This window comes from Aliiroseovarius zhejiangensis (genome assembly GCF_014656375.1).
Lineage (GTDB): Bacteria > Pseudomonadota > Alphaproteobacteria > Rhodobacterales > Rhodobacteraceae > Aliiroseovarius > Aliiroseovarius zhejiangensis.
This window is the reverse complement of sequence record NZ_BNCH01000008.1, coordinates 77,277-100,088: the sequence shown is the minus strand read 5'-3', so window position 1 is coordinate 100,088 and position 22,812 is coordinate 77,277. Positions and strand designations below refer to the sequence as shown.

Below are 22,812 nucleotides of genomic sequence, written 5' to 3'. Positions count from 1 at the left end.
CGGTTGTCTCTTCTCGATTGGATGGATCACTTAGCCCAGTAGCGGCGTATCATCCAAGTGATGGGAGCTTTCATCCACAAACTCGAAATCATCATCGACGCTGAACGCTGTTACTTCACCATCGAACCAGCGCCCAGTGGCGCTTCCGATGTTCCAGCCCCATTCATGGCCACCGGCTCCGACAAGCTCGAAATCCGTGTCCGTTTCGTCCAGAACTACGGTGTCATCCACGATGATTTGCAACCGATCGGCATCACCATCGACCATGACGACGATATTATGATCGTCCGTGTCGTTCAGCCCAAGATCCTTGATCTTGAACCCTTTGAACGAACCATCAGCCGTTGCGACGTGAACCGCAAGCCCATCATCTTTCAGAGTCAGGCCGGTCTTCATATGGTTCCAGACGAGTCGCGAGGTGCCCCCGTCCGCTTCGTCGCGATTGTAATCAATCGAGAAGGCAACTTTGTTTGACTCTTCGAACTCGGTCAAACGGCCAAGATCGACATAGTCGCCGTCTCCATCCAAGTGGACGCTGCTTGAGCCACCGGCGGTCGAGACAAAGCTGTCGTCTTCAAGCGCGTCAGTTCCAGCAATATCGGAGAAGTCGAGGACAAAACCGTCAATCGACGCGTCTGAGTCCGATCCTGGTTGCGGCTCGGGCTTGGGTTCAGGTTGCGGCTCGGGCTCCGGTTCCGGCTCGGGCTCCGGTTTGGGTTGCGGTTCCGGCTCCGGCTCCGGCTCAGGCTCGGGTTGCGGTTCCGGCTCAGGCTCCGGCTCCGGTTGCGGCTCAGGCTCGGGTTGCGGTTCCGGCTCCGGTTGCGGCTCGGGCTCGGGTTGCGGTTCCGGTTCAGGTTCCGGTTCAGGCTCCGGCTGCGGTTTTTGTTGCAACCCTCCATCCAGATCCGGCGCAGGGCCATCCGAGCCTGCATCAATTGTATTGCCAGAAATACTCCAGTCGCTCGGCTCGTTGACGACACCCTTGTCCGTTTCAGTGTCAAAAATCCGATCCTGACTACGGCTGTGGTACTCTTCGGCACCATAGAAATCGTTGCCGGTTACAGTGACGTTCTCGCTTTCCGGGTTCAAACGAATGGTCGGAACACGCGCCTCTGAGCGCGCACCATAACGGTCGAAGTGAAGCTGGTTCGCGACATCATCCAGGTTGGGGTCGGCCGCAATCAAGATATTGTCGCGGATCACAAGGCCGTCGGTCTCGCCGGTCGTGATACCGTGAAGATGGACATTGCGAATGTAGTTACCTTCGATCACGAAGTCCTGATAGAACATCTCTGATCCTGCGCGACCATTGTCGACTTCTTCATTCCGAATGAAGATCGACTGCGCCCAACTGCCATCGCCAATATCCAGGGTATTGTTTCGAATTGTCACATTCGTGCTGGGCGTATCAGTACCGTTTGTCCAGAACTGGATGAAATCACGGTGATCGCCGGGATCGGTCGATCCAGTAAAGTCATGGATATAGTTGTTTTCGATCAGCACGTTCTGCACAGCGGCAAAATCCAGACCATCCGAGCGGATGCTGTGCACATCGTTGCCGGTTACGGTGATATCCGAGCTATCTGTGACGATCAGCGCCCGATGCCACAGAGAGAATTCCGTGTCCTCGATGACAATTGATTTGCTGTCCTTGACATTCAAACCCTGCGCCGTGCCCAGACCGGACCCATCGGTATCACCCAGGAACTCCGAGTTGCGAATGGTGATGTTCTCGCTTTTGGTGATAATAAACGGCTTGGTGTACTTCTGGTCGCCGCTGCTGAAATCATAGTCGAAGAGGACGTTGTCAAATGTCAGATTGGAAGCGTTACCAATCTTCATCTCCGAGAACGAAGCCGGATTGTTGGGATCAGCCGAGGTAATTGTCACCTCTGACGCATAGTCCGTATTGAATTTCGTCTTGGACGTAAGCTCCAGTCGTCCATAGTCACCGCTTTCCAGACGGATTTCATCGCCGCCTTCGGCTTTGCTGAGCGCGTCCATCAACTCTGATGCTGTGCTGACATTGAACACTGCCATATGTTTTCTCCTGCTTGGTCTCTCGTTTCCCGCGTGTCCCTACGCAGCTGGATTGATAAAAGCACCCCGCCGTAAAACATTCCGTTGCGATGCGGCAGATTAGCGCCGAGATTGTGGCGGATAAGTGGTTTTTTGCTCAAAAAAGCGACCAGAATAGCCGCTTTCAGCGGTTCAGCTACAGCCCACGACCGAAAATCAGGCAGAAGTCGTTCAAACAGAACCAAGACGAACCGGTACACGAATCTTATTTTCATGTGCCTTCTGGGAATCGCTTCAGCAGCTCTGTTTAGCCCGTCACTTTCTGAAGAAATTGCTCGCGTCCATAGCGGTGAAGATCCTTCATTGTTAGAAAGCAGACCAACAGGAGGGTGATCAGCGCACCTGCGGTAAGCAGCTCTGCCATCAGCCCGGACCCAAAGGGTTGAAAGGTAGTTGTGGCGGCAAGCACAAGAATCGCGAACGCACAGAGAATAGGCAGAACTGATTTACGCATCCTCAGACCGATACGATACTTCAGCAGTACGAGCGACGCGACATAGCCCAGAAATTCGCCGATAATCGCCAGCCACACGATGGCCATCAGGCTGTAGCCCAGCGTCGCCATATACCAAGCCGGGAACAACATCACCACGCGGATCGCGTTTGACACCATCGCATTTTCCGTCTTTGCCTGCGAAACGGCCACGACCGAAGAACCGGTCTTGAATCCCCGCAATGCCTGCAAAATTGCCAACCATGTCAAGAACGGAACCAGTGCATCGTATTTTGAGCCCAAAAGAAAGTTGACCACCGGCGCGCCAAGGAAAACAAACCCAAGCACAAGAATAACGCTAAAAAACAAACTTGCTTCCAATGCTACATTCGCGAGATAGCGAAATTGCTTCTCATCATCTTTCACAGCTGACAGCTGCGGCAACATAAAGGACTGCAGGCTTTTCGAGAACAGCAGGGTAGGCGTCAACGTGAGGGTCATGCCCATCGCAAAGATTGCCAGCGGCTCAAGCCCCAATTCGCTTCCTACGATCAGCTTTTCACCTTGAAAGATTGCCAGGAGCAGAATGTTGTTGATCAACAGGGGCCAACCAAACAACAGCGCGCGCCGAACCACTGTTCCATCCAGCGCAAGCCGATAACTGCGTCGCGCCAACAGATGCGACACAATCATTAGTGTGAAACCCTGAACCAAAACCGAATAGAGCATCACGCGGTAGTCACCGAACAATCTGTACAAAGGCCAGATCGTCAGAACTGCCACAAGTGCCGGCCCTGACGTGCTGAGGACAGAAGGCAGGAAAACCATACTGCGATGCATCCGGTAAATATCGAAATGGATGAACCCGCGCAGCACGGGCACCACTGCCAGCACTTGGTATGCCCAGGCGACGTTGGGAATGCCCAGAAGATTGGCCAACGGCTGTGATATCCCAAACAACACAGCACCCGAGAATACACTGCGCAGAAGATGAAATCCTTGCAGGCCGGCTTGCAGGGCAGGGTCATCACCTTCGCGGTCTTGCACGATCAATGATTGCAAACCCAACGTCGACATCATCTCGACGATTGCCATGCTGATCGCAAAGGTGGCAGCAATACCGTAATCTTCGACGCTGACCAAACGCGCCACCAGAAGGTTCCGCGCAAACAATAGGATCGAGGTCGACGCATTTCCGGATAGAATCAGAATAGCGGACTTAAACATACAAAAAATCCTGGTGCTCAAATCGGGATCGCGCGACATTGTCAGCGCCATACCACGAGCATTTGTTCAATCATCTTGCCGGTCAGTCAAGCGCATAGCCGACATGATATGGCACTCCTCTCGCCATATGCAGGGCTCGCTTCCCAAAAAACCAATCAGTACAGGGAACTTCGTGATATCGTTAAGTCAGAAAACCGTGATATAGGCACATGATGGTTCCCGGCGCATGTCGTCGGATATGAACCGAGCATATAATTTCAGGCAGGCTTTCATGATTGATGTTGTTTTAACTTTTCACGGCGCACGAAATGATAACCTGGGCGTCGGTGCTCTGACCGCATCAGAGGTTGAAATTCTACGCTCAATTTCCAATCGCACGGGGATCAAGGTCAACATCATTATCATTGACGCTGTTGGGCCGCGCGAGGTGTACATAACCGGTCCAGACATCAGGGTTGAGAACATCCGTGTCCTGCGCCAACCCCACAAAGTTGCGCGGCTGATGCGTGACGCCGATCTGGTGATCGACATCGGTGCAGGTGACAGTTTCACCGATATATATGGCCGCAAGCGCCTGAAGGTGCTGTTTATGTTGAAGTACTTGGCGCATCTTACAGGTTGCCCACTGGTCACCGCACCGCAGACCATCGGGCCATTTACCAAGCCGCTGTCCAGGCTCCTGGCCAAACGCTCGCTGCACAAGTCCGCCATCGTAGCTACACGTGACGACTTGTCCACTGAATGTGCGCGCGAACTTGGCGTAGGCGGTTCAATTGTCGAAGCCTCGGACGTAGCGTTGCGCCTTCCCTATGACCGAGTGGTCAAATCCGAGGGTGGACCCGTCAAGGTCGGATTGAACGTTTCGGGTCTTTTGATGAGTGGAGGTTATACCGGCAAAAACATGTTCGGCCTTCGGATCGATTATCGTCAACTGGTGCACGACATTATTGAACGCTTCCTGAATCACGACGTTCAATGCGAGATGCATCTGGTTCCGCATGTGATCTCGGCGCAGAAAGGCAGCGTCGAAGACGATCTTCATGCCTGCGAAGAACTTGCGCGGGCCTATCCCCTGGCAATCGCTGCACCCGCGTTCCAGAACCCGTCCGAGGCGAAAAGCTATATCTCTGGCTTGGATTTTTTCATGGGTGCACGGATGCACAGTTGCATCGCCGCTTTTTCGTCCGGAGTGCCGGTTGTACCGATGGCATACAGCCGCAAGTTTGCCGGTCTATTCGGCAGCTTGGGCTATCCTTATACGGTGGATTGCACCACCGACCCTGGCGAGACGATCATCGAGAACATATTCGATGCCTTTGAGAACAGACAGCAAGTCGCAGAAGAGATGGCAAAAGCGTTCAAGCTGGGCAGCCAAAAGCTGCAAGCCTATGAAGATGCACTTGAGACCCTGATATGTCAGATAGACTCCTCCCATTAGGGTTGGTTGCGAATCTGGGATCAAGCGCCGTTATCTTGGATCTTGTCGTTCCAAGAACCTTGCCAATCACATCCAGAACGCGCCGTCATATGGTTCGCGAATCCTGGGGTGCGACATTCTAATCGATCTGCTCTAGTCCAGTATTTATCTACCATTCTCAACAGCTTACCCCAACTCCTCTCATTTTCGTGAGCTTCGTTGACATATATCAAGACGCCGGCGGCCCGAAAGCCGCATCTTCCCCTTGCCTCACCAAGCAAACGGAGAGTGATCATGTCACTTGGAACCACCCAAAAGAAAATTCGCAGCTCGCTAGGGATTGGCTTCGCCATGATGCTCAGCAGCGTCGCCATGCCGGCTTTTGCTCAGGAACCGACACTGAGCGAAGAAGCATTCGAAGCATCCAAGCAGCTTTATTTTGAACAATGCGCCGGTTGTCACGGCGTGCTTCGCAAAGGCGCCACCGGTAAGAGCCTTGAGCCGGTCGTGAAAACCACCGCCGAAGATGGCACCGTGACCGAAAGCGGCACGCTGAAACTTGGCCAGGAACGCCTTGAAAAGATCATCATGTGGGGTACCGAAGGCGGTATGAACAACTTCTCGGACATCATGACCGAGGAGCAGATCAAGGACATGGCGACCTATATCATGATGGATCCGCCGAAGCCGCCAGAAATGTCACTTGCGCAGATGAAAGAGACCCGCAAGGTCTATGTCGAAGAAGCCGACTACCCGACCGAGCCGCTGCACGGCCGCAACTGGGAAAACTTCTTCGTCGTCATCGAGCGTGACGCCGGCAAGGTTGCCATCGTCGACGGCGACACCAAAGAGGTGCTGACCCACATCCCGACCGGCTATGCCGTGCACGTGATCAAAGCGTCGGAACACCACAAGGTGACAGAACCCGAACAGCCCGGCCGCTTCTGGTACACGATGGGCCGCGACGGCAAGATGACCAAGATCGACCTGTGGCAGACGCCCGACAAGATGTTGGTTTCCGAGGTTAAAATCGCCTATGACGCCCGCGACGTGGCAGTGTCTGGCGACGGCAAATACGTGATCGGTGGCGGCTACTGGCCCCCGCACTTCGTGATCGCGGATGCCGTGACCATGGAACCCTTGAAAGTCGTGTCGACCCGCGGCGTGAACACCGATGGTGATTACGTGGAAGAAGCCCGCGTCGCCGCCATCTATACCACGCCCAACGAAACCAGCTGGCTGGTTGCCGTGAAAGAGCTGGGTCAGATGTGGCAGGTCGACTATTCCGACCTGGACAACCTGCGGATCGACAAGATCGACTCGGCCAAGTTCCTGCATGACGGGTTCTTTGATCCGACCGGTCGCTACTTCCAGATCGCGGCGAACGCCTCGAACAAGATGGTTGTTGTCGACACCAAGGAACGCAAGCTGGAAGCCATGATCGACGTTGCCGCCCTGCCGCACCCCGGCCCCGGCGCCAACTGGGACGATCCGAACTGTGGCCCGGTTGCAGGCACGACACACCTGGGTGTCGGGACTGTGACGGTTTGGGGGAACGACCCTGAAAACCGCCCGGACGACGCATGGAAGGTTTGCTATGAAGTCGAGACTGACGGCGCAGGCCTGTTTGTCCGGACCCACCCGAACTCCAAGTACGTGTGGGCAGACCAGACCAAGCACCCCGAGCCTGAAATCCAGCAATCGGTTCAGGTGATCTCGAAAGAGACGGGTGAGATCGTGAAAACGATCCAGCTGACAGAACAAGAAGGCCACGCCGCCGTGCACTTCGAGTTCAACGCAGACGGCACCGAAGTCTGGGTCTCGAACTGGAACCTGGCCGACTCGCTTGAGCCGAACGGCGAAATCGTGATCTACGATGCCGAAACGCTGGAAGAGAAAGCCCGTGTGAAGGGATTGTTCGCCCCGACCGGCAAGTTCAACGTCTATAACCGGTCGAACCACGTCACCTAAGGGTGATCTGATACGAAACCCAAGGGGGCGGGCACAGCGCCCGCCCCTTTTCTGATCAAACTGGTCTGAGCACGGACCAAACACGAAGCCAGAACGGAGCCTGGACATGTCCCAGACCAACGGTAGCGAACCGAAAAAGCCGATTTGGCGACGGTATTTCCTTTGGGGGATGCCGCTTGCCGGAATCGCAGGCGTCTTTGTCGCCGGTATCATTTTCTGGGGTGGTTTCAACACCGCCATGGAAGCCACGAACACCAAGGAATTCTGTATTTCCTGCCACGAAATGGAAGATTTCGTTTATCAGGAATACAAGGGCACGATTCACGATGTGAACCGTTCGGGTGTGGGGGCGGTCTGTTCCGACTGCCACGTGCCGAAGGACTGGACGCACAAGATGATCCGCAAGATCAAAGCCTCGCGCGAGCTGTGGGGCAAGCTGGTCGGGACCATCAACACCGAAGAGAAATTCGAAGCCAAGCGCCTGCATCTGGCAATGAACGAATGGGAACGGTTGAAAAATTCCGACAGCCGCGAATGCCGCAACTGTCACGATTTCCAATCCATGATGCCCGAATTCCAGGCCCCGCGCGCCCGTCAGCAGCACTTGAACGCGATGGAAACCGGGCAAACCTGCATCGACTGCCACAAGGGCATTGCGCACTCGGACCTGCGTGACCGCGCGGACGAAGAATATCTGGAAGCCCTGGAAGCCCCGCGACCCGAGTTTATTCGCGAAGTGCCGCAGGCCTATCTGGACAGCCTAGCCCGTGTCGAAGCCAAGGAAGCCGAAGCGGATGCCGCGCGCAAAGCCGAAGACGAGGCTGCCCGCGCCCGCGTCACCGCCGCTGTTGAGGCCGCCCGCGCTGACGAACGCGCCAAGGTCGAGGCCGAAATGGCTGGCTCCGCATCGGACGGATCTGCCGGTGGGGACGCAGGTGCGACACCTGCTGCCGCAAGTGCCGGTGGGGCCGTTGCAACCAATGTCGATTGGGACGCTGTCGCCTCGACCGATATGACCCTGTTCTATCCGGGCCAGGCCTCGTTCGAATGGGTGCAAAACGGCAAAACCCACGGCGGCGCACGTCCGCTGACCAAGGGTGGCGATCAATGCTCGACCTGCCACGCGAAAGAGCTGGATGCCATTGGCGACAAGATCGTCGCTGGCGGCGGCGGCAAGAACGACGAGCTTGAACCGACCCCGATCCCCGGCAAGCGCGGTACCATCAACGCCACGCTGAAGGCGGCTTATGACGACGAGAACGTCTATTTCCGCCTGCAATGGATGGATGCCGGTCACACACCCGCGCCCTTCGTGGACGGTGGCAAGATGGACCCTGACAACCAGATCAAGGTTGGCATGATGATCACCGGCACGGGGATCGAGATGGGTGAACAAGTGGGTTGCTGGGCAACCTGCCACGCCGACAACACCTATATGCCCTTTGATCCGGGTGCGGATGCGATTGCCGCCAGCGGTGACGTTGCCACGCAGCTTCAGGCTGACAAGACGATCACCAAGTATCTGGCCGAAAGCCGCACGGATATCGAGCTAAAAGGCCGTGGCGACAAGCCGCTGGGTGGTTGGGACAAAGTGAAGGACCAGGCCGAGATCGACCAGATGCTGGCCGATGGCACCTTCATGGACCTCTTGCGCGTCTATGCCGATGGCTCTGCCGAAAACGGCTATCTGCTGCAAAACCGCACGGTGAATGGCGGTGACATTGCGGCCGAAGCCAACCTTGGCGCCGATGGTATGTGGACCGTCACCTTCTCGCGGCCGCTGGCCGGGGGTGAAGGCGATGTCGCGCTGGAGCCGGGCCAGACCTACACGGTCGGCTTTGCGATCCACGACGACTTCACGGCGGCACGTTTCCACCACGTGACGCTGGACACCACCCTTGCACTGGACAATCCAGAAGCCGCGATTAACGTGGTCAAGCAATAAAGAACTGCGCTGCGGCTGCCTCAACCAGCCGCAGCGCCCTTTGTCCGAGGTTCAGAAAGGAACGCTGATGAAACGCTCACTCGCTGCACTCGCCCTGTCCTCAACCGCCGTGTTTTGCACGGCTTTTCCAGTTTTGGCCGATGACGACAAGAAAGCCGCCATCTGCGCCGAGGCCGAAGACCGCTATGTGGAACTGTTCGGTCACCCTTCGTCGGAAGAAGAAGGGGTCACGGTCGTCAAGATGTACAAATACAATTTCTGCCCCGGCGAACTGACCGTGCCCGTGGGCACCACCGTGCGCTGGGTCAATGTCGACAAACGCACCAGTCACAGTGTGATTCTGCCAAGCGAGCCTGAAAGCGACCGCGCCTTCCCCGAAGAAAGCATTGAATTTACCTTTCTGACCGCTGGCGATCAGGAATATCTGTGCGGTCCACATTGGGAAACGCAGAAAATGATCGGAATGGTCACTGTCACCGAAGAATAGCCGGTACAAATATCTGTTTCCATTACATTTTTTCAATGCACGGAAAAGGCGCGGCTAATTGGCGGCGCCTTAACCTAGATCAAGGAACCGGACCGGCGGGCGGGCCATTTTAGCCTCACAAACCGGCCCAAGCCTCACCCGCTGGCGATGTCTGTCTTCTGGCGCATGTTCGATGCTGTCACGCTTCTCGGGTATCTGGCTTCCAGCCATCCTAAGGACGAGCGAGACACGACATGACCGGCAAAGTTTACCTGATCGGCGCAGGCCCCGGAGATCCGGAGCTGATGACCCTGAAAGCCATCCGTATGCTGAAAGAAGCGGACGTGGTGGTTTATGACCGGCTGGTGTCCGATGACATCGTCGCCATGGCCCCGCCCGATGCGCAGATGATCTTTGTCGGCAAGGCGTCGAAATGCCATACGGTGCCGCAAAACCGGATCAACGAAATCCTGGTGGAAAAGGCCCGCGCGGGGCACGTCGTCGCCCGCCTGAAAGGGGGCGACCCGCTGATTTTCGGGCGCGGCTCGGAAGAAGCAGGCTATGCCGCCGCGCAAGGAGTCGAGGTCGAATACGCCCCCGGCATCACCGCCGCGCAGGGCGCCGCAAGTGTCACCGGCGTGCCGCTGACCCATCGCGGTCTGGCCACCGGCGTGCAATATGTCACCGGCCACCGGCAGGCGGATGGCGTTCTGGATCTGGACTGGAAATGCCTGGCCAATCCCGACACCACGCTTGTCGTCTATATGGGCGTGGCCAATATCGGCCAGATCGCCGTGGGTCTGATGACCGAAGGCCTGCCGGGGAATACGCCGGTCATGGCAATCTCTCGCGCCTCTACCCCTGACGAAACACGCATGATCTCGACCCTTGATCACGTGGCGCAGGACGCCCGCCGCGCCGGGTTGAAGCCCCCCACCCTGTTCATCATCGGAAAGGTCGTGTCGCTCTACAACGCCGACCAGTTCGACCCCGCACAAGAGATCGCCGCCCATGCGTAGTCTCATGGTCCTTCTGTTGTTGGCAGGCACCGCCCATGCCGACGAGCCAATCGACCCCGATGCGCTCCAGCGGTTTGTGCATCAGGATTGCGGGTCGTGCCACGGGCTGACCCTGAAGGGCGGGCTTGGCCCCGACATCCGGGCCGAGACCATCGAACATTACGACGCCGACGTGCTGCAAACCGTCATCCTTGACGGCGTGCCCGGCACCGCCATGCCCCCCTGGCGCCCCCTGCTGTCCGAGGCCGAAGCGGCCTGGATTGCCGATTATCTGCTGAAAGGCGACACCGAATGAAAACCCTGATTTCCGCCATCGCGCTTGCCGCCACCCTTGGCACCGCCGCCCTTGCCGACACGATTGCAACCGGCGATCTGGGTCTGGTGATTGAACGGGCCAAAGGCTCGGTCCTCTTGGTCGATCAATCCGACCGGGCGGCGCTGGCGCGGATCGAAGGCCTGGGCGATCTGTCCCATGCGTCAATCGTATATTCACCGGATGAACGTTATGCCTATGTGTTTGGCCGCGATGGCGGGCTGACCAAGGTGGATATTGTCGAACGCAAGATCGCCAATCGCGTCGTGCAAGGCGGCAATTCCATCGGTGGGGCGATTTCCGACGATGGCGAACTGGTCGCGGTGGCGAACTATGAACCCGGCGGCGTGCGTATCTTTGACGCGGGCACCTTGGACATGGTCGCCGACATTCCCACCCAGTCAAAAACCATCGGGCTGGTGGACATCCCCGGCCGCCGCTTTGTGTTCACCACATGGGACACGGGCGAGACATGGATCGCCGATATGTCCAAAGGCACCGAGCCCGCGATCACCAAAATCACCGACATGGGCAAGAACCCCTATGACGCGCTGGTGACGGGCAACGGGCGCACCTATATCACCGGTCTTTTTGGCGAAGACGGTCTGACCGCGCTGGATCTGTGGGAAGATGATCCCAAACCGATCCGCGTCATGCCCGATTACGGGCGCGGGCAAGAAGAAATGCCGGTCTATAAAATGCCCCACCTTGAAGGCTGGGCGCTGACCGGGTCCGAGTTCGTTCTGCCCGCCGTCGGCCACCACGAAGTGCTGTGGGTCGATGCCCAAACGCTTGAGGAAACCGGCCGCACCAAAACCTATTCCCAGCCCGTTTTCGCCATGGCGCGGCCTGATGGTCGTCAGGTCTGGGTCAACTTCGCCCACCCGATGAACGACACCATTCAGGTGATCGACACCGTGACGAAAGAGGTGATCCACGAGTTCAAACCCGGCCCCGCCGTGCTGCATATGGAGTTCACCCCGCGCGGCCACGAAATCTGGGTCAGCGTGCGGGATGAGAACAAGGTGAAAATCTATGACACGCACAGCTTCGAATTGCTGCGCGAAATCGACGCCGACAGCCCCTCGGGCATTTTCTTCACCGCCCGCGCGCACCGGTTGGGGCTCTAGGCGATGAAGGATATCGCCCACCCTATCGACCGTGCCCTGCTGGACGACTGGCAGCGCGACTTCCCTGTCGTGCCCCGCCCCTTTGCCGAGCTGGCGCGCGCGGCAGGCACGACCGAGGATGACGTGCTGACCCGCCTGGCCGACATGCAGGAAAACGGCACGATCACTCGGGTTGGCGCGACCTGTGCGCCGAACACTCTGTCCGCCTCCACCCTGGCCGCCGTCGCCGCGCCCATAGGCCAGATCGAGAAGGTCGCCGCGATCATCAACGAAGACCCCGGCGTGAACCATTCCTATGAACGCGAGGACGAATGGAACATCTGGTTCGTCGCCACCGGCCCGGATCGCGACGCGGTGAATGCCTCGCTTGAACGGATATCGGATCGCACGGGCCTGCGTGTGCTTGACCTGCGCTTGATGCAGCCCTTCAATATTGACCTTGGATTCAAGATGGGCAGCGGCGATACCCCCGTGATGCACGCCGCCCCCCGCGCACTGGATATGTCCGCGATCCGCGACGGCGACAAAGACCTGATGAACGCGCTGACCAAAGGCATGCCATTGGTTGCCGCCCCCTATGCGGTGATTGCCGACCAACTTGGTCGCACCGAAGCCGAGGTGCTGACCCGCGTCACCGCCCTGACCAAAGCAGGGGTCTTGTCGCGTCTTGGCGTCATCGTGCGCCACCGCAAGCTGGGCTGGAAATCAAACGCGATGGTCGTCTGGAACGTCGCCAAAGACGACGTTTACGAGGCTGGCACCCAACTGGCCGCGCTGCCCGGCGTGACGCTCTGTTACGAACGCCGCCCGGTCGCGGATGTCTGGCCCTATCGCCTGTATTGCATGATCCACGCCCAATCGCGCGAGGCTGCAATGTCGGTGCTGGAGAACGCCCGCGCCCTGCCCGCGCTGGAAGGAATCGAGCATAAAGTCCTGTTCTCCACCCGCTGCTTTCGCCAAACCGGCGCCATGATCGCGAAAGAAAAGGAGGCCGCAGAATGACCGCCCTTGACGATATCGACCGCGCGCTGGTGAACGCCCTGCAAGACGACCTGCCGCTGGACCACCGCCCCTTCGCACCCCTGGCCGAGAAACTTGGCCTGACGGAAGAGGCACTGCTGGACCGTGTCCGCGCCTTGCGCGCATCCGGCGTTCTGACCCGCTTCGGCCCGTTCTTTGACGCCGCCGCCATGGGGGGTGCCTTCTGCCTTTGCGCCATGAACGTGCCCGCGGATCGGTTTGAAGAGGTGAACGACAAGGTCAACGCCCACCCCGAAGTCGCGCACAATTATGAACGCTCGCACAAGCTGAATATGTGGTTCGTGCTGGCCTGCGAAACCCCCGAAGGCATTGCAGACACCGCCGACCTTATCGAGGACGAAACCGGCCTGCCCGTGTTCCGCTTTCCAAAACTTCAGGAATTTTACATCGGGTTCAGGGTGGCAGCATGACGATCGACGCAACAGACCGCGCCATCATCGAGGCGCTGCAATCCGGCCTGCCGCTGGTCCCTGCCCCTTACGCCGAAGTGGCCGAAAAACTGGGGCTGAGTGAGTCCGACCTGACCGCGCGCCTCGCCGCAATGAAGGAAAGCGGCGTCATTCGCCGCATCGCCGCCGCGCCCAACCACTACAAACTGGGTATGACCGCCAATGGCATGACGGTTTGGGATGTGGACGACGCAGTGCTGAACGAGGTTGGCCCGAAAATCGGCGCGCTGCCCTTCGTCACCCACAGCTATGAACGCCCGCGTGCCCTGCCCGACTGGCCTTACAACCTGTTTGCCATGGTCCACGGATCATCGCGTGAAGAGGTCGAGGAAAAGCGCCAACAGATCGTCGACCTTCTGGGCGATGCACTGCGCGGCAGTGACACGCTCTATTCCACCCGAATTTTGAAAAAGACGGGGCTTCGGCTTCGCAAGAAAGGGGGCTGATATGTTCCGCCTGACCGAATACATGCACCAACTCGCCAACCCGACGCCGGTGCGTCCGCGCCGGGGTGACGGGATGGTGAAACCCGTGGTGATCTGGAACCTGACGCGCCGCTGCAACCTGAAATGCCGCCACTGTTACACCGTGTCCGCAGACGTGAATTTCCCGGGCGAATTGTCGGAAGCACAAGCGATGGAGACGCTGGAGGACCTGGGCCAGTTCAAGGTGCCCGCGATCATCCTGTCAGGGGGCGAACCGCTGGACAGCCCGTATCTGTTCCCGCTGGCCAAACGCGCCCGCAAGCTGACCCGCGTGCTGGCCCTGTCCACCAACGGCACCAAAATTCACGGTGAGGTCGCCGATCAGGTGGCCGAGATCGGGTTTAACTATGTCGGCATCTCGATCGACGGGATTGGCGAAACCAACGACTGGTTCCGCGGTGTCGATGGCGCGTTCGACGACGCAGTGCGCGGTGTGCGCGAGTTGAAAAAGCGCGACGTGCGCGTGGGCCTGCGCTTTTGCCTGACCGAAGGCACGCAGCACCATCTGCCCGATCTTCTGAAGCTGTGTGACGACGAAGGGGTCGATAAATTCTACCTGTCCCACCTTGTCTATGCCGGGCGCGGCGACAAAAACCGGGGCGAGGACGCGCATCACAAAATGACCCGCAAGGGCATGGACCTGCTGATCGACCGGGCCTGGGAAAGCGCCTCGGGCGGGCGGCAGTTGGATATTGTCACCGGCAACAATGACGCCGATGCGGGCTATTTCCTGCAATGGGCGGCCGAGAATTTCGACGCCGAAAAAGTCGCCCATCTGCGCGACCATCTGGTCGCATGGGGCGGCAACTCGTCCGGCATGGGTGTTGCCAATATCGACTTCTTGGGCAAGGTTCACCCCGACACCTATTGGTCCGATTACACCGTCGGCAATGTGAAAGACACGCCGTTTTCCGAGCTGTGGACCGGCGACGACCCAATGCTCGCCACCCTGCGCACCCGCCCGCGCCCTTTGAAAGGCCGCTGCGGGGCCTGCGCAATTCAAGATGTCTGCGGCGGCAACACCCGCATCCGCGCGTTGCAGGTGACGGGCGATCCGTGGGCCGAAGACCCGGCCTGCTATCTGACAAATGACGAAATTGGCGTGACCGAAGCCGACCGGCTGCAAGTCACCCCCTTCCGAGGCAAAAGCAATGACCCGAAACACCAGTTTTTCTAAAGCCGCCCTGCTGGCCGCCACCCTGACCGCCCTGCCCCTTCTGGCCGCCGCCGATGCAGCGCAGGATTATCAGGACTATTGCGCCGAATGCCACGCCGAGAACCGTCTTGGCGCGCAAGGCCCGGCCCTGATCCCGGAAACGCTGGCGCGGATGCGCGGCCCCAAGATTGCCGAGGTCATCCGCGATGGCCGCGTCACCACCCAGATGCCCGGCTATTCCGAAGACCTGACGGACGAGCAGATTGCCGCGCTGGCCGAATACCTGAAAACACCCTTGGACGTGATCCCGCCCTGGAACGAGGCCGAGATCATGGCAAGCCGCGTGATGGACGAGGACTACGCGCCTGTTGATGCCCCCGTCTGGCCGTCCGATCCCATGAACATCACGCTGGCGGTGGAAACGGGCGATCATCACATCTCGGTCCTTGATGGCGACACGTTCGAGGTTCTGGACCGGTTCGAAACCCCCTTCGCCGTGCATGGCGGGCCGAAATTCACCCCCGATGGCAAGTTCGTCTTCATCATGTCGCGTGACGGTTGGGTGCAGAAATATGACATTTATGCGCTGAAACAGGTGGGCCGTGTGCGCGCCGGTCTGAACAGCCGCAACATCGCCATGTCTGGCGATGGCAAATGGCTGGCGGTCGCGAACTATCTGCCCAACACGCTGACCATCCTCTCCACCGACGACCTGTCGGTGGCCGAAGTGCACGAGGTCGTGGGCAAAGACGGCACGCCCAGCCGGGTCTCCGCCGTGTACCAAGCGCCCCCGCGCGACAGCTTCGTTCTGGCGCTGAAAGACGTGCCGGAAATCTGGGAAGTGTCCTACAGCAAGAACCCCGACATGGGGATTTATGCGGCAGGCTTCACCCATGACTGGCGCATCGAAGGGCCGACCAAGCAGGACACGGATTTCCCGATCCGCAAGATCACCACCCCCGATTTTCTGGACGATTTCTTCTTTGATCAGAAATACGAACACATAATGGGCGCATCCCGCAAAGGCGAGGACGGGTTGGTTATCGACCTTGTGATCGGCCAGAAAGTGGCTGATCTGGACTTGCCGGGGATGCCGCATTTGGGGTCGGGCATCACATGGGACTGGAAAGACACCAAGGTCATGGCCACCCCGCATCTGAAAGACGGCACCGTGTCGGTGATCGACATGAACACCTGGGAAACCGTCAAGCGGATCACCACCGAAGGGCCGGGCTTCTTCATGCGCAGCCACAAGACCTCGCCTTACGTGTGGGCCGATGTGTTCTTTGGGCCGAACCGCGACAAGATGCACATCATCGACAAGGAAACGCTTGAGATCGTGAAGACCCTGCAACCCGTGCCCGGTGCCACTGTCGCGCATGTGGAATTCACCAAGGACGGCAGCCATGCGCTTGTATCGGTTTGGGAGGACGAGGGCGAGGTGTTGGTTTACGATGCCAAAACCCTCGAAATCGTGAAGCGGTTGCCGATGCGCAAACCGTCGGGCAAGTATAACGTCTGGAACAAGATCACCTTCGAAGAAGGCACCAGCCACTGACCGCGCGCCAGCACCCTGAAAGGAGCCAGCCCTTGGATCACATCGACGCCCTGATCGTCTCGCACGGGCAACCCTCGTCGCCCGATCCGGCCGAGGCCGCGCTGACCGCCTATGTCACCAAGGTGCAGGCCCACACGCCCGATCTGCGGCTGGGGTCGGCCACGCTGGCCAAACCCGGCGCGCTTGAGGCGCAGTTGGACAACATGGCCGCCGGCGCGGTGGTCTATCCGTTGTTCATGTCGGATGGCTGGTTCGTGCGCACCTGCCTGGCCGGGCGTCTGGGCGATGCGCCCTTTCCGGTGATGACCCCGTTCGGCATGGACCCGGCCCTGCCCGGTCTGGCCGCCGCCGGCTTGCGCGCCGAAGGCTGGACCGATGGTGATCCGCTGTTGCTTGTCGCCCACGGGTCCGGCAGCGGTCGCCACGCGCCCGCCCGCGCCACCCATGATTTCGCCGATCTGCTGGCCCAGGCCCTTGGCGGGGCTGACATCACCGTCGGGTTTCTGGAACAATCCCCCACCATCCCCGAGGTCGCCAAAGACCTGCCGGACAATATCCTGTGCCTGCCCTTCTTCGCGATGGAAGGCGATCACGTGCGCGAAGACGTGCACGAGGAACTGGGCGGGATCGGCTTCACAGGCCGCGTGCTGCCGGTGATCAGCCAGCTTGAAGGCGTCGATGCGATGGTGGCCACCGCCCTTGCCGCTGAACGGACCGATACGCGCAAAGCCGCATCGGCCTGACGGCTCAGCCGCGCACCCATGTCAGGATGGCATCGGGATCGGCAGGCAGGGTTTCGGCCATGTCGCCCACGAAATCTGCAAAGCCCTTGCGGCTGGCCTCGCCCCCGCCAAGACCGACCAGAACCGGAATATCCTGTTCCAGCGCGGCGGCAATCGCGGCGCGAAACCCACGCCCCTCGGCCTCCTCGGGTCCAAACTTGTTCAGTATGAACACGTCCGCGTCCAGACTGCTGGCCTGATCGACGGCGGCGACGGCCTCGGCAATCGCGGCCGGGTTCAGGCGACAGCCTTCGGACCCTTCGCCCAGCGATTGGGTGATGCGAATGGTGCGATTGTCCGCCAGAACGCGCACGTCCATGTCACAGTGATGCGCGCCCTTCGGCATATCCTGCAAGACCTTGACAATGCCGTTCAACACGAAGCCCTCGGCCTCAAGCGTTGCGGCAGCTTCGGAAATCAGGCGGTCGGTTTCACCCCGTCCCTTGGCAGCGATACAGGCGATCCTCATGCGGGTTCTCCTTCTTTTGCGCGCGACCAGTCCGCGCCACGCGCGCCGGTCAGAAACCCATCCGACAAGCGCATGCCGCCGGACAGAGTTTCCAATGTTTCGGACAATGCGGCGGCGTCCAGCCGCCCGTCAATCCGGTCGCGCCAGGCCCGGCAAACGCCCGAAAAATCGCCGGTGTGCGGCGACAGACGCAGCGCCTTTACGCCGGCATCGCGCAGCACCTCGAACTGATTGGCCATGCTGGCGCAACTGTCGGATAGGGTTTGCACCCCGTTCATGGCCAGAAACGGCTGATCTTCCAACGTGCGCACGGTCAGCCCATCGGGATCGTCTTCGCAGGCAAACTGGCAATTGTCCTTGGTGCGCTTGTGCAGCCGCGCGTGATAGCAGCGGCCCGAGATCGCCAGCGGCAAACGCCCGTGCCCCCAAACCTCGATCGTGACACCGCGCGCAGCCCCCTCAGCCGCCAACGCCGTAACGGACTCCAACGGCAATTCCGGCGGCAGGCAAATGCGCGTGGCCCCCCGATCCGCCAGCCAGCCCAGCGTGCCTTCGTTATAGACGTTCACGAGCGGCCCAACCGAAAACGGCACGTCCTTGGGCAGATAGGCCAAAGTGGTCGGGTCGTTCACCTCAACCTCAACCCCCGCATCGATCAAGCCGGCGGTCAGCTTGCGTTCGCGTTTCAACGTCACCAGCGCAAGCGAGGTCACGGCGACCTCTTTCCCCGCCGCGAGCAGCGTTTCAATCGCGCCCGGAATACGGTCTTGGTAAAACGGCAACCGTTTTGAACACACAAGTTCGCCCAGCACCACACGTTCAACGGGCGCTTTCGCCATCTGGTCGTAAAAATCGCTCCACGCATCTGCTTTCCAGAAAAACTGGTTGGGTCCGACGGTCAGCTGCATGGGTTATCTCCAGGTCTTTTTATAGGCACCGGCCGTCGCGGCCTGCCCTTCGGTCAGTTGCGCCAGCATCCCTTCGGGCATCGGACGCCCGGCGGCTTGCGCCTCGACCGCGGCACGGAAATTGCGCACCACCTGCGCGACATAAGACCGCGACCGCTGCCGCCCTTCGATTTTCAGCGCGGTCACGCCAGCCTTGACCAGCTGCGGGATCAGCTTCTCGGCGTTCAGACTGACCGGATCTTCGAACAGATGCCCCGTGGCATCGCCCGCACTGAAACAGCCTTTGCACAGCGTCGGGTAAGGCGCAGGCTCATCCGCGCCAACCTTGTGGATGGTGAACCCGCCCAGCTTGGCCGACAACGCGCCGTGGTCATCGTGATAGTCTACATGGCTCGCGGGCGAACAGACGCCGTTCATGTTGGGCGACAACCCGGTGGCATAGGACGACAGCGAACAGCGCCCCTCGGCCATCACGCACAGACCGCCGAACACGAACACCTCGGTCTCGACCTCGGTTTCCGCGTTGATCGCGGCAATCTCGGGCACGGACAGAACGCGCGGCAGCACGACGCGCTTCACGCCGAACTCGCTGGCATAGAAGTTCAGCATATCCGCATTGGCAGCGGCGGCTTGCACCGACAAATGCCGCCGCAGGCCGGGATGGTGTTTTGCGGCATAGGCCAGCAGGCCCAGATCAGCCAAAATCACAGCATCCGCACCGGATTTCTCCGCATCCGCCACCGCGCGGTGCCAGATCGCCTCGGCCCCCGCGCGGGGATATGTGTTGATCGCCACCAGCACTTTCGCGCCGTGGTCATGGGCAAACTTCACGCCCTCGCGCATTTCGTCCCGGTCAAAATTCAGGCCGGGAAAATTGCGCGCGTTGGTTTCATCGGCAAACCCGCAATAGACGGTGTGCGCCCCCGCTTTCACAGCCGCGCGCAGGGATGCGGGCGTGCCGGCGGGGCAAACGATTTCCATTACCACAGGGGGTCCTCCTCGTGGCGCGACAGGGCCACGCCGGTTTTGGTTTCAGCAAGGTCGATCAGGCGCTTGACCTGAGGGGCAAAGGGGCCGGACATCGCCTCGGCCTCGGCGGCCAGATCAAGTTCGGCATCATCAATGGCGTTGCGCAGCGCCAGCACGGCGGCGGTGTCGCCTTCAATCACCAGATCGCGCGAGAAAAACAGCGCGTCGCCATCGTAAGCCCCGTGCACCATGCCCAAGAGACCCGACAGAGGCCCAGCGATGCGCGCGTCACCCTCAAGCGGTTTGCGCGACAGACGCAGGCGCGGGTTGCCCGCGCGCGGCTCCAACAGCAGCGTGACCGGCAGGTCGGTCGGGTCCAGCACGAATCGCAACGTGCCATAGTCGCCCAAACGTTTGAACATCGACGGATGCCGCGTCGCCATGCGCCGGGCAAAGGCCCCCAGCGCCAACGCAATAGGTGTCAACGGCAGCCCGCGCAGGGCAAAGGCCGGAAGGCGGGGAAAGACGGGCAGTTGGGCCGCGTGGTCATGCATGGCGCACCTCTTGAATGCGTGCAAACGGGTGTTTACGCCCCCCCTTGATAACAGTCCGAGAAGACAAGAACTTGACGAAGGTCAATTGCCGGCGCGGGATTGGGTGATAGCCGGAAGATTACGCGAAAAGGAGCCGACCATCCGCACCCTGCCCCCCTTCCCCACCTTGCGCGCCTATCTGGACTGGGCAGCTTCGCGCGGCGATCTGACCGCCGTGCCCGAACCCGTGTCGGTGCGCCACCAGATGACCGCCGTACACCGCGCGGTGTTGGAACGCGGCGGTCCGGTTTTGCGCTTTGATACACCTGTGCTGGATGGCGGCAGTGCGTCTGACATTCCGGTCGTGGTGAACCTGTTTGGCACGCCGGAACGTGTGGCCGCGGGCCTTGGCATCACGCCTGACAAGCTGGACGATCTGGGCGCGTTTCTGGCCGCTTTGCGCGCGCCGACGCCGCCCGACGGGATGCGCGATGCGCTGTCACGCTGGCCGATGCTGAAAGCCGCGCTTGCCACGCGCCCCAAGATCATGCGCCGCGCCCCGGTGCAGGCCGAGGTTCATACGGACATTGACCTCTCGTCCCTCCCAATCCAGACCCATTGGCCGGGTGACGCAGGCCCGCTGATCACATGGCCCGTGGTGCTGACCCGGCCCTTTGACAGCGATGCGGGCGAGGTGAACCGCTATAACGCAGGCGTCTACCGCGCGCAGGTCATTGACCGCGACCGCATCATCATGCGCTGGCTCGCCCATCGCGGCGGCGCGGCACATCATCGAAGCTGGGCCGCGCAGGGCGAACCGATGCCCGTGGCGATCGCCTTGGGCGCGGACCCCGCGACGCTCTTGTCCGCCGCACTCCCCTTGCCCGAAACCGTGTCGGAACTGGGCTTCGCGGGCGTCTTTTCCGGTGCGCGACCCCGTCTGGTGCCCGCCAAGACCGTCCCCCTGATGGTGCCCGCCGATGCCGAGATGGTGATCGAAGGCTGGGTCCACCCGACCCGGACCGCGCCCGAAGGCCCCCTCGGCGATCACACCGGGTATTACAACCAGGTCGATCCCTTCCCCGTCATGCAGGTCAGCGCGCTGACCCACCGCAAAGACCCGATCTATCTGTCCACCTATACCGGACGCCCACCCGATGAACCGGCGATCATTGGCGAGGTGTTCAACCGCCTCGCCCTGCCCCTGATCCGCGCGCAGATCCCGGAAATCCGCGACTTGTGGCTACCACCTGCCGCCGCGTCTTACCGCATGGCGGTGATCGCGATCGACAAACGCTATCCCGGGCAGGCGCGTCGGGTGATGATGGCGTTGTGGGGGATGCTGGCGCAGTTCAGCTATACCAAGATGATCGTCGTCGTGGATGAGGACATCGACCCGCGCAATTGGGATGACATCGCATGGGCCATGGCCACACGGATGGACCCGTCGCGCGACGTGACGATATTGGAAAGGACACCGATGGATTACCTTGATTTCGCCTCGCCCGAACCGGGGCTGGCTGGAAAGATCGGCATCGACGCCACCAACAAGATCGGCGCGGAAACCAACCGCGAATGGGGCGAGGTCATGCAGACCAACCCCGAAGACGCCGCCTTCGCCGCCGACCTTCTTGCGCGCCATTTACCGGGGCTGGGCGGATGAGCCGCGTCGTCCTTGGCATCGCCGGCGCATCGGGTGCAGCCCTTGGCCTTGCCACCGCGCGGCATCTCGTCGCCATCGGGGCCGAGATCGACCTTGTGATCAGCGCCGCCGCCGAACGCACTTTGCTTGAAGAATGCGGCGCAGACGCGCTGGACCAGATCACCGCCATGGCAACCAACTATCACGAGCGCGGCAATATTGGCGCGTCCATCGCGTCAGGCTCCGCGCCCGTCGATGGCATGATTGTCGCGCCCTGTTCGATGCGCAGCTTGGCGGCGATTGCGAACGGGCTGGACGACAACCTGCTGACCCGCGCCGCCGGCGTGCAACTGAAAGAACGCCGCAAGCTGGTCCTGCTTACGCGCGAGGCGCCCCTGACGCTGGCGCACTTGCGCAACATGACGCAGGCCACCGAGATGGGCGCAATCATCCTGCCGCCGGTGCCCGCTTTCTATATGCTGCCGGAAACACTGGATCAGGTGGTCGACCAGATCGCCGCCCGCGCGGTCGACCTTCTGCGCATCGCGCCACCCATTGCGCTGGACTGGAAGGGCTAGACACCCGCCCATTCATAGGTCTCAAACGCGGCGTTCGAGGCGCAACTGCCACACCCGGTCTTGATCGCGCAGCCTCCGCAAGTGTCCGCCACATCCAGCCGTCGGATCACACCCTTGCGCTGCCAGTGGTCCAGCATCCCCCGCAGGGCATCAGGCTGCATGTGGAACCTGTGCGACAGGTCCAGAAGGCTCGCCTGTCCGTGGAGGCGCACATAGTTTCGGATGTCCAGAAGCACCGCCAT

22 protein-coding genes are annotated in these 22,812 nt (G+C 60.2%); 15 read left to right on the top strand and 7 right to left on the bottom strand.

The window, feature by feature from the left end; genetic code table 11:
• Positions 1–30 precede the first annotated feature (30 nt).
• Both IE188_RS14940 and IE188_RS14935 read right to left on the bottom strand, forming a co-directional pair.
• Complete coding sequence (locus tag IE188_RS14940; RefSeq protein WP_191287317.1) at positions 31–2,040, bottom strand: right-handed parallel beta-helix repeat-containing protein; 2,010 nt, start codon at positions 2,038–2,040, stop codon at positions 31–33.
• 286 nt (positions 2,041–2,326) lie between these two features.
• Entirely contained in the window at positions 2,327–3,739 is a 1,413-nt protein-coding gene (locus tag IE188_RS14935; protein ID WP_191287316.1) for an oligosaccharide flippase family protein, read from the bottom strand.
• Positions 3,740–4,010: 271 nt separating this feature from the next.
• Between IE188_RS14935 and IE188_RS14930 the strand changes: the two genes are divergently transcribed.
• The 13 genes from IE188_RS14930 to IE188_RS14870 all read left to right on the top strand — a co-directional run bounded on the left by IE188_RS14930 (position 4,011) and on the right by IE188_RS14870 (position 17,432).
• Complete coding sequence (locus tag IE188_RS14930; RefSeq protein ID WP_191287315.1) at positions 4,011–5,177, top strand: polysaccharide pyruvyl transferase family protein; 1,167 nt, start codon at positions 4,011–4,013, stop codon at positions 5,175–5,177.
• 273 nt (positions 5,178–5,450) lie between these two features.
• Positions 5,451–7,127, top strand: coding sequence for a cytochrome D1 domain-containing protein (locus IE188_RS14925; protein WP_229836892.1), 1,677 nt, complete (start codon positions 5,451–5,453; stop codon positions 7,125–7,127).
• A 106-nt stretch (positions 7,128–7,233) separates the two neighbouring features.
• On the top strand, positions 7,234–9,072 hold the full coding sequence (locus tag IE188_RS14920) for a NapC/NirT family cytochrome c (RefSeq protein WP_191287314.1): 1,839 nt from the start codon (positions 7,234–7,236) through the stop codon (positions 9,070–9,072).
• A gap of 67 nt (positions 9,073–9,139) precedes the next feature.
• Positions 9,140–9,559: a cupredoxin domain-containing protein gene (locus IE188_RS14915; RefSeq protein ID WP_191287313.1), complete on the top strand. Its 420-nt coding sequence runs from the start codon at positions 9,140–9,142 to the stop codon at positions 9,557–9,559.
• 233 nt (positions 9,560–9,792) lie between these two features.
• Positions 9,793–10,557 (top strand): uroporphyrinogen-III C-methyltransferase, encoded by a 765-nt coding sequence (gene cobA / locus IE188_RS14910; RefSeq protein ID WP_191287312.1) that lies wholly within the window; start codon positions 9,793–9,795, stop codon positions 10,555–10,557.
• Positions 10,550–10,852: a c-type cytochrome gene (locus IE188_RS14905; protein WP_191287311.1), complete on the top strand. Its 303-nt coding sequence runs from the start codon at positions 10,550–10,552 to the stop codon at positions 10,850–10,852. Before cobA ends, IE188_RS14905 begins: the two co-directional genes overlap by 8 nt.
• Positions 10,849–12,000, top strand: a complete 1,152-nt coding sequence (locus tag IE188_RS14900) for a cytochrome D1 domain-containing protein (RefSeq protein WP_191287310.1) — start codon at positions 10,849–10,851, stop codon at positions 11,998–12,000. The genes IE188_RS14905 and IE188_RS14900 overlap by 4 nt, the downstream gene beginning before the upstream one ends.
• 3 nt (positions 12,001–12,003) lie before the next feature.
• Positions 12,004–13,002, top strand: coding sequence for a siroheme decarboxylase subunit beta (gene ahbB / locus IE188_RS14895; protein WP_191287309.1), 999 nt, complete (start codon positions 12,004–12,006; stop codon positions 13,000–13,002).
• A complete protein-coding gene (locus IE188_RS14890) occupies positions 12,999–13,451 on the top strand; it encodes an Lrp/AsnC family transcriptional regulator (RefSeq protein WP_191287308.1) in 453 nt (150 codons plus the stop codon). Before ahbB (IE188_RS14895) ends, IE188_RS14890 begins: the two co-directional genes overlap by 4 nt.
• The gene (gene ahbB / locus IE188_RS14885) at positions 13,448–13,936 is read left to right on the top strand and encodes a siroheme decarboxylase subunit beta (protein ID WP_191287307.1); all 489 of its coding nucleotides are present in this window, start codon (positions 13,448–13,450) and stop codon (positions 13,934–13,936) included. The genes IE188_RS14890 and ahbB (IE188_RS14885) overlap by 4 nt, the downstream gene beginning before the upstream one ends.
• A gap of 1 nt (position 13,937) precedes the next feature.
• Entirely contained in the window at positions 13,938–15,152 is a 1,215-nt protein-coding gene (gene nirJ, locus IE188_RS14880) for a heme d1 biosynthesis radical SAM protein NirJ (protein ID WP_191287306.1), read from the top strand.
• The gene (locus IE188_RS14875; protein WP_191287305.1) at positions 15,127–16,689 is read left to right on the top strand and encodes a nitrite reductase; all 1,563 of its coding nucleotides are present in this window, start codon (positions 15,127–15,129) and stop codon (positions 16,687–16,689) included. The genes nirJ and IE188_RS14875 overlap by 26 nt, the downstream gene beginning before the upstream one ends.
• A gap of 32 nt (positions 16,690–16,721) precedes the next feature.
• Positions 16,722–17,432, top strand: coding sequence for a CbiX/SirB N-terminal domain-containing protein (locus tag IE188_RS14870; RefSeq protein WP_191287304.1), 711 nt, complete (start codon positions 16,722–16,724; stop codon positions 17,430–17,432).
• A gap of 4 nt (positions 17,433–17,436) precedes the next feature.
• Here the strand turns inward: IE188_RS14870 and IE188_RS14865 are convergent, their stop codons facing one another.
• From IE188_RS14865 to ubiT, 4 genes are read right to left on the bottom strand one after another with little or no spacing between them, the layout of a single operon-like run.
• On the bottom strand, positions 17,437–17,940 hold the full coding sequence (locus IE188_RS14865) for a DUF2478 domain-containing protein (protein WP_191287303.1): 504 nt from the start codon (positions 17,938–17,940) through the stop codon (positions 17,437–17,439).
• Positions 17,937–18,848 (bottom strand): ubiquinone anaerobic biosynthesis protein UbiV, encoded by a 912-nt coding sequence (gene ubiV / locus IE188_RS14860; protein WP_191287302.1) that lies wholly within the window; start codon positions 18,846–18,848, stop codon positions 17,937–17,939. Before ubiV ends, IE188_RS14865 begins: the two co-directional genes overlap by 4 nt.
• 3 nt (positions 18,849–18,851) lie before the next feature.
• Positions 18,852–19,829: a ubiquinone anaerobic biosynthesis protein UbiU gene (ubiU, locus tag IE188_RS14855; RefSeq protein ID WP_191287301.1), complete on the bottom strand. Its 978-nt coding sequence runs from the start codon at positions 19,827–19,829 to the stop codon at positions 18,852–18,854.
• Positions 19,829–20,371 (bottom strand): ubiquinone anaerobic biosynthesis accessory factor UbiT, encoded by a 543-nt coding sequence (ubiT, locus tag IE188_RS14850; RefSeq protein ID WP_191287300.1) that lies wholly within the window; start codon positions 20,369–20,371, stop codon positions 19,829–19,831. The genes ubiU and ubiT overlap by 1 nt, the downstream gene beginning before the upstream one ends.
• A gap of 139 nt (positions 20,372–20,510) precedes the next feature.
• On the opposite strand from ubiT, the gene IE188_RS14845 reads away from it, so the two are divergent.
• Complete coding sequence (locus IE188_RS14845; RefSeq protein ID WP_191287343.1) at positions 20,511–22,013, top strand: UbiD family decarboxylase; 1,503 nt, start codon at positions 20,511–20,513, stop codon at positions 22,011–22,013.
• Positions 22,010–22,570, top strand: a complete 561-nt coding sequence (locus tag IE188_RS14840) for a UbiX family flavin prenyltransferase (RefSeq protein WP_191287299.1) — start codon at positions 22,010–22,012, stop codon at positions 22,568–22,570. The genes IE188_RS14845 and IE188_RS14840 overlap by 4 nt, the downstream gene beginning before the upstream one ends.
• On the opposite strand, the gene IE188_RS14835 is transcribed toward IE188_RS14840, so the two are convergent.
• A complete protein-coding gene (locus tag IE188_RS14835; protein ID WP_229836889.1) occupies positions 22,567–22,812 on the bottom strand; it encodes a FeoC-like transcriptional regulator in 246 nt (81 codons plus the stop codon). The two genes, IE188_RS14840 and IE188_RS14835, sit on opposite strands and share 4 nt — an antisense overlap.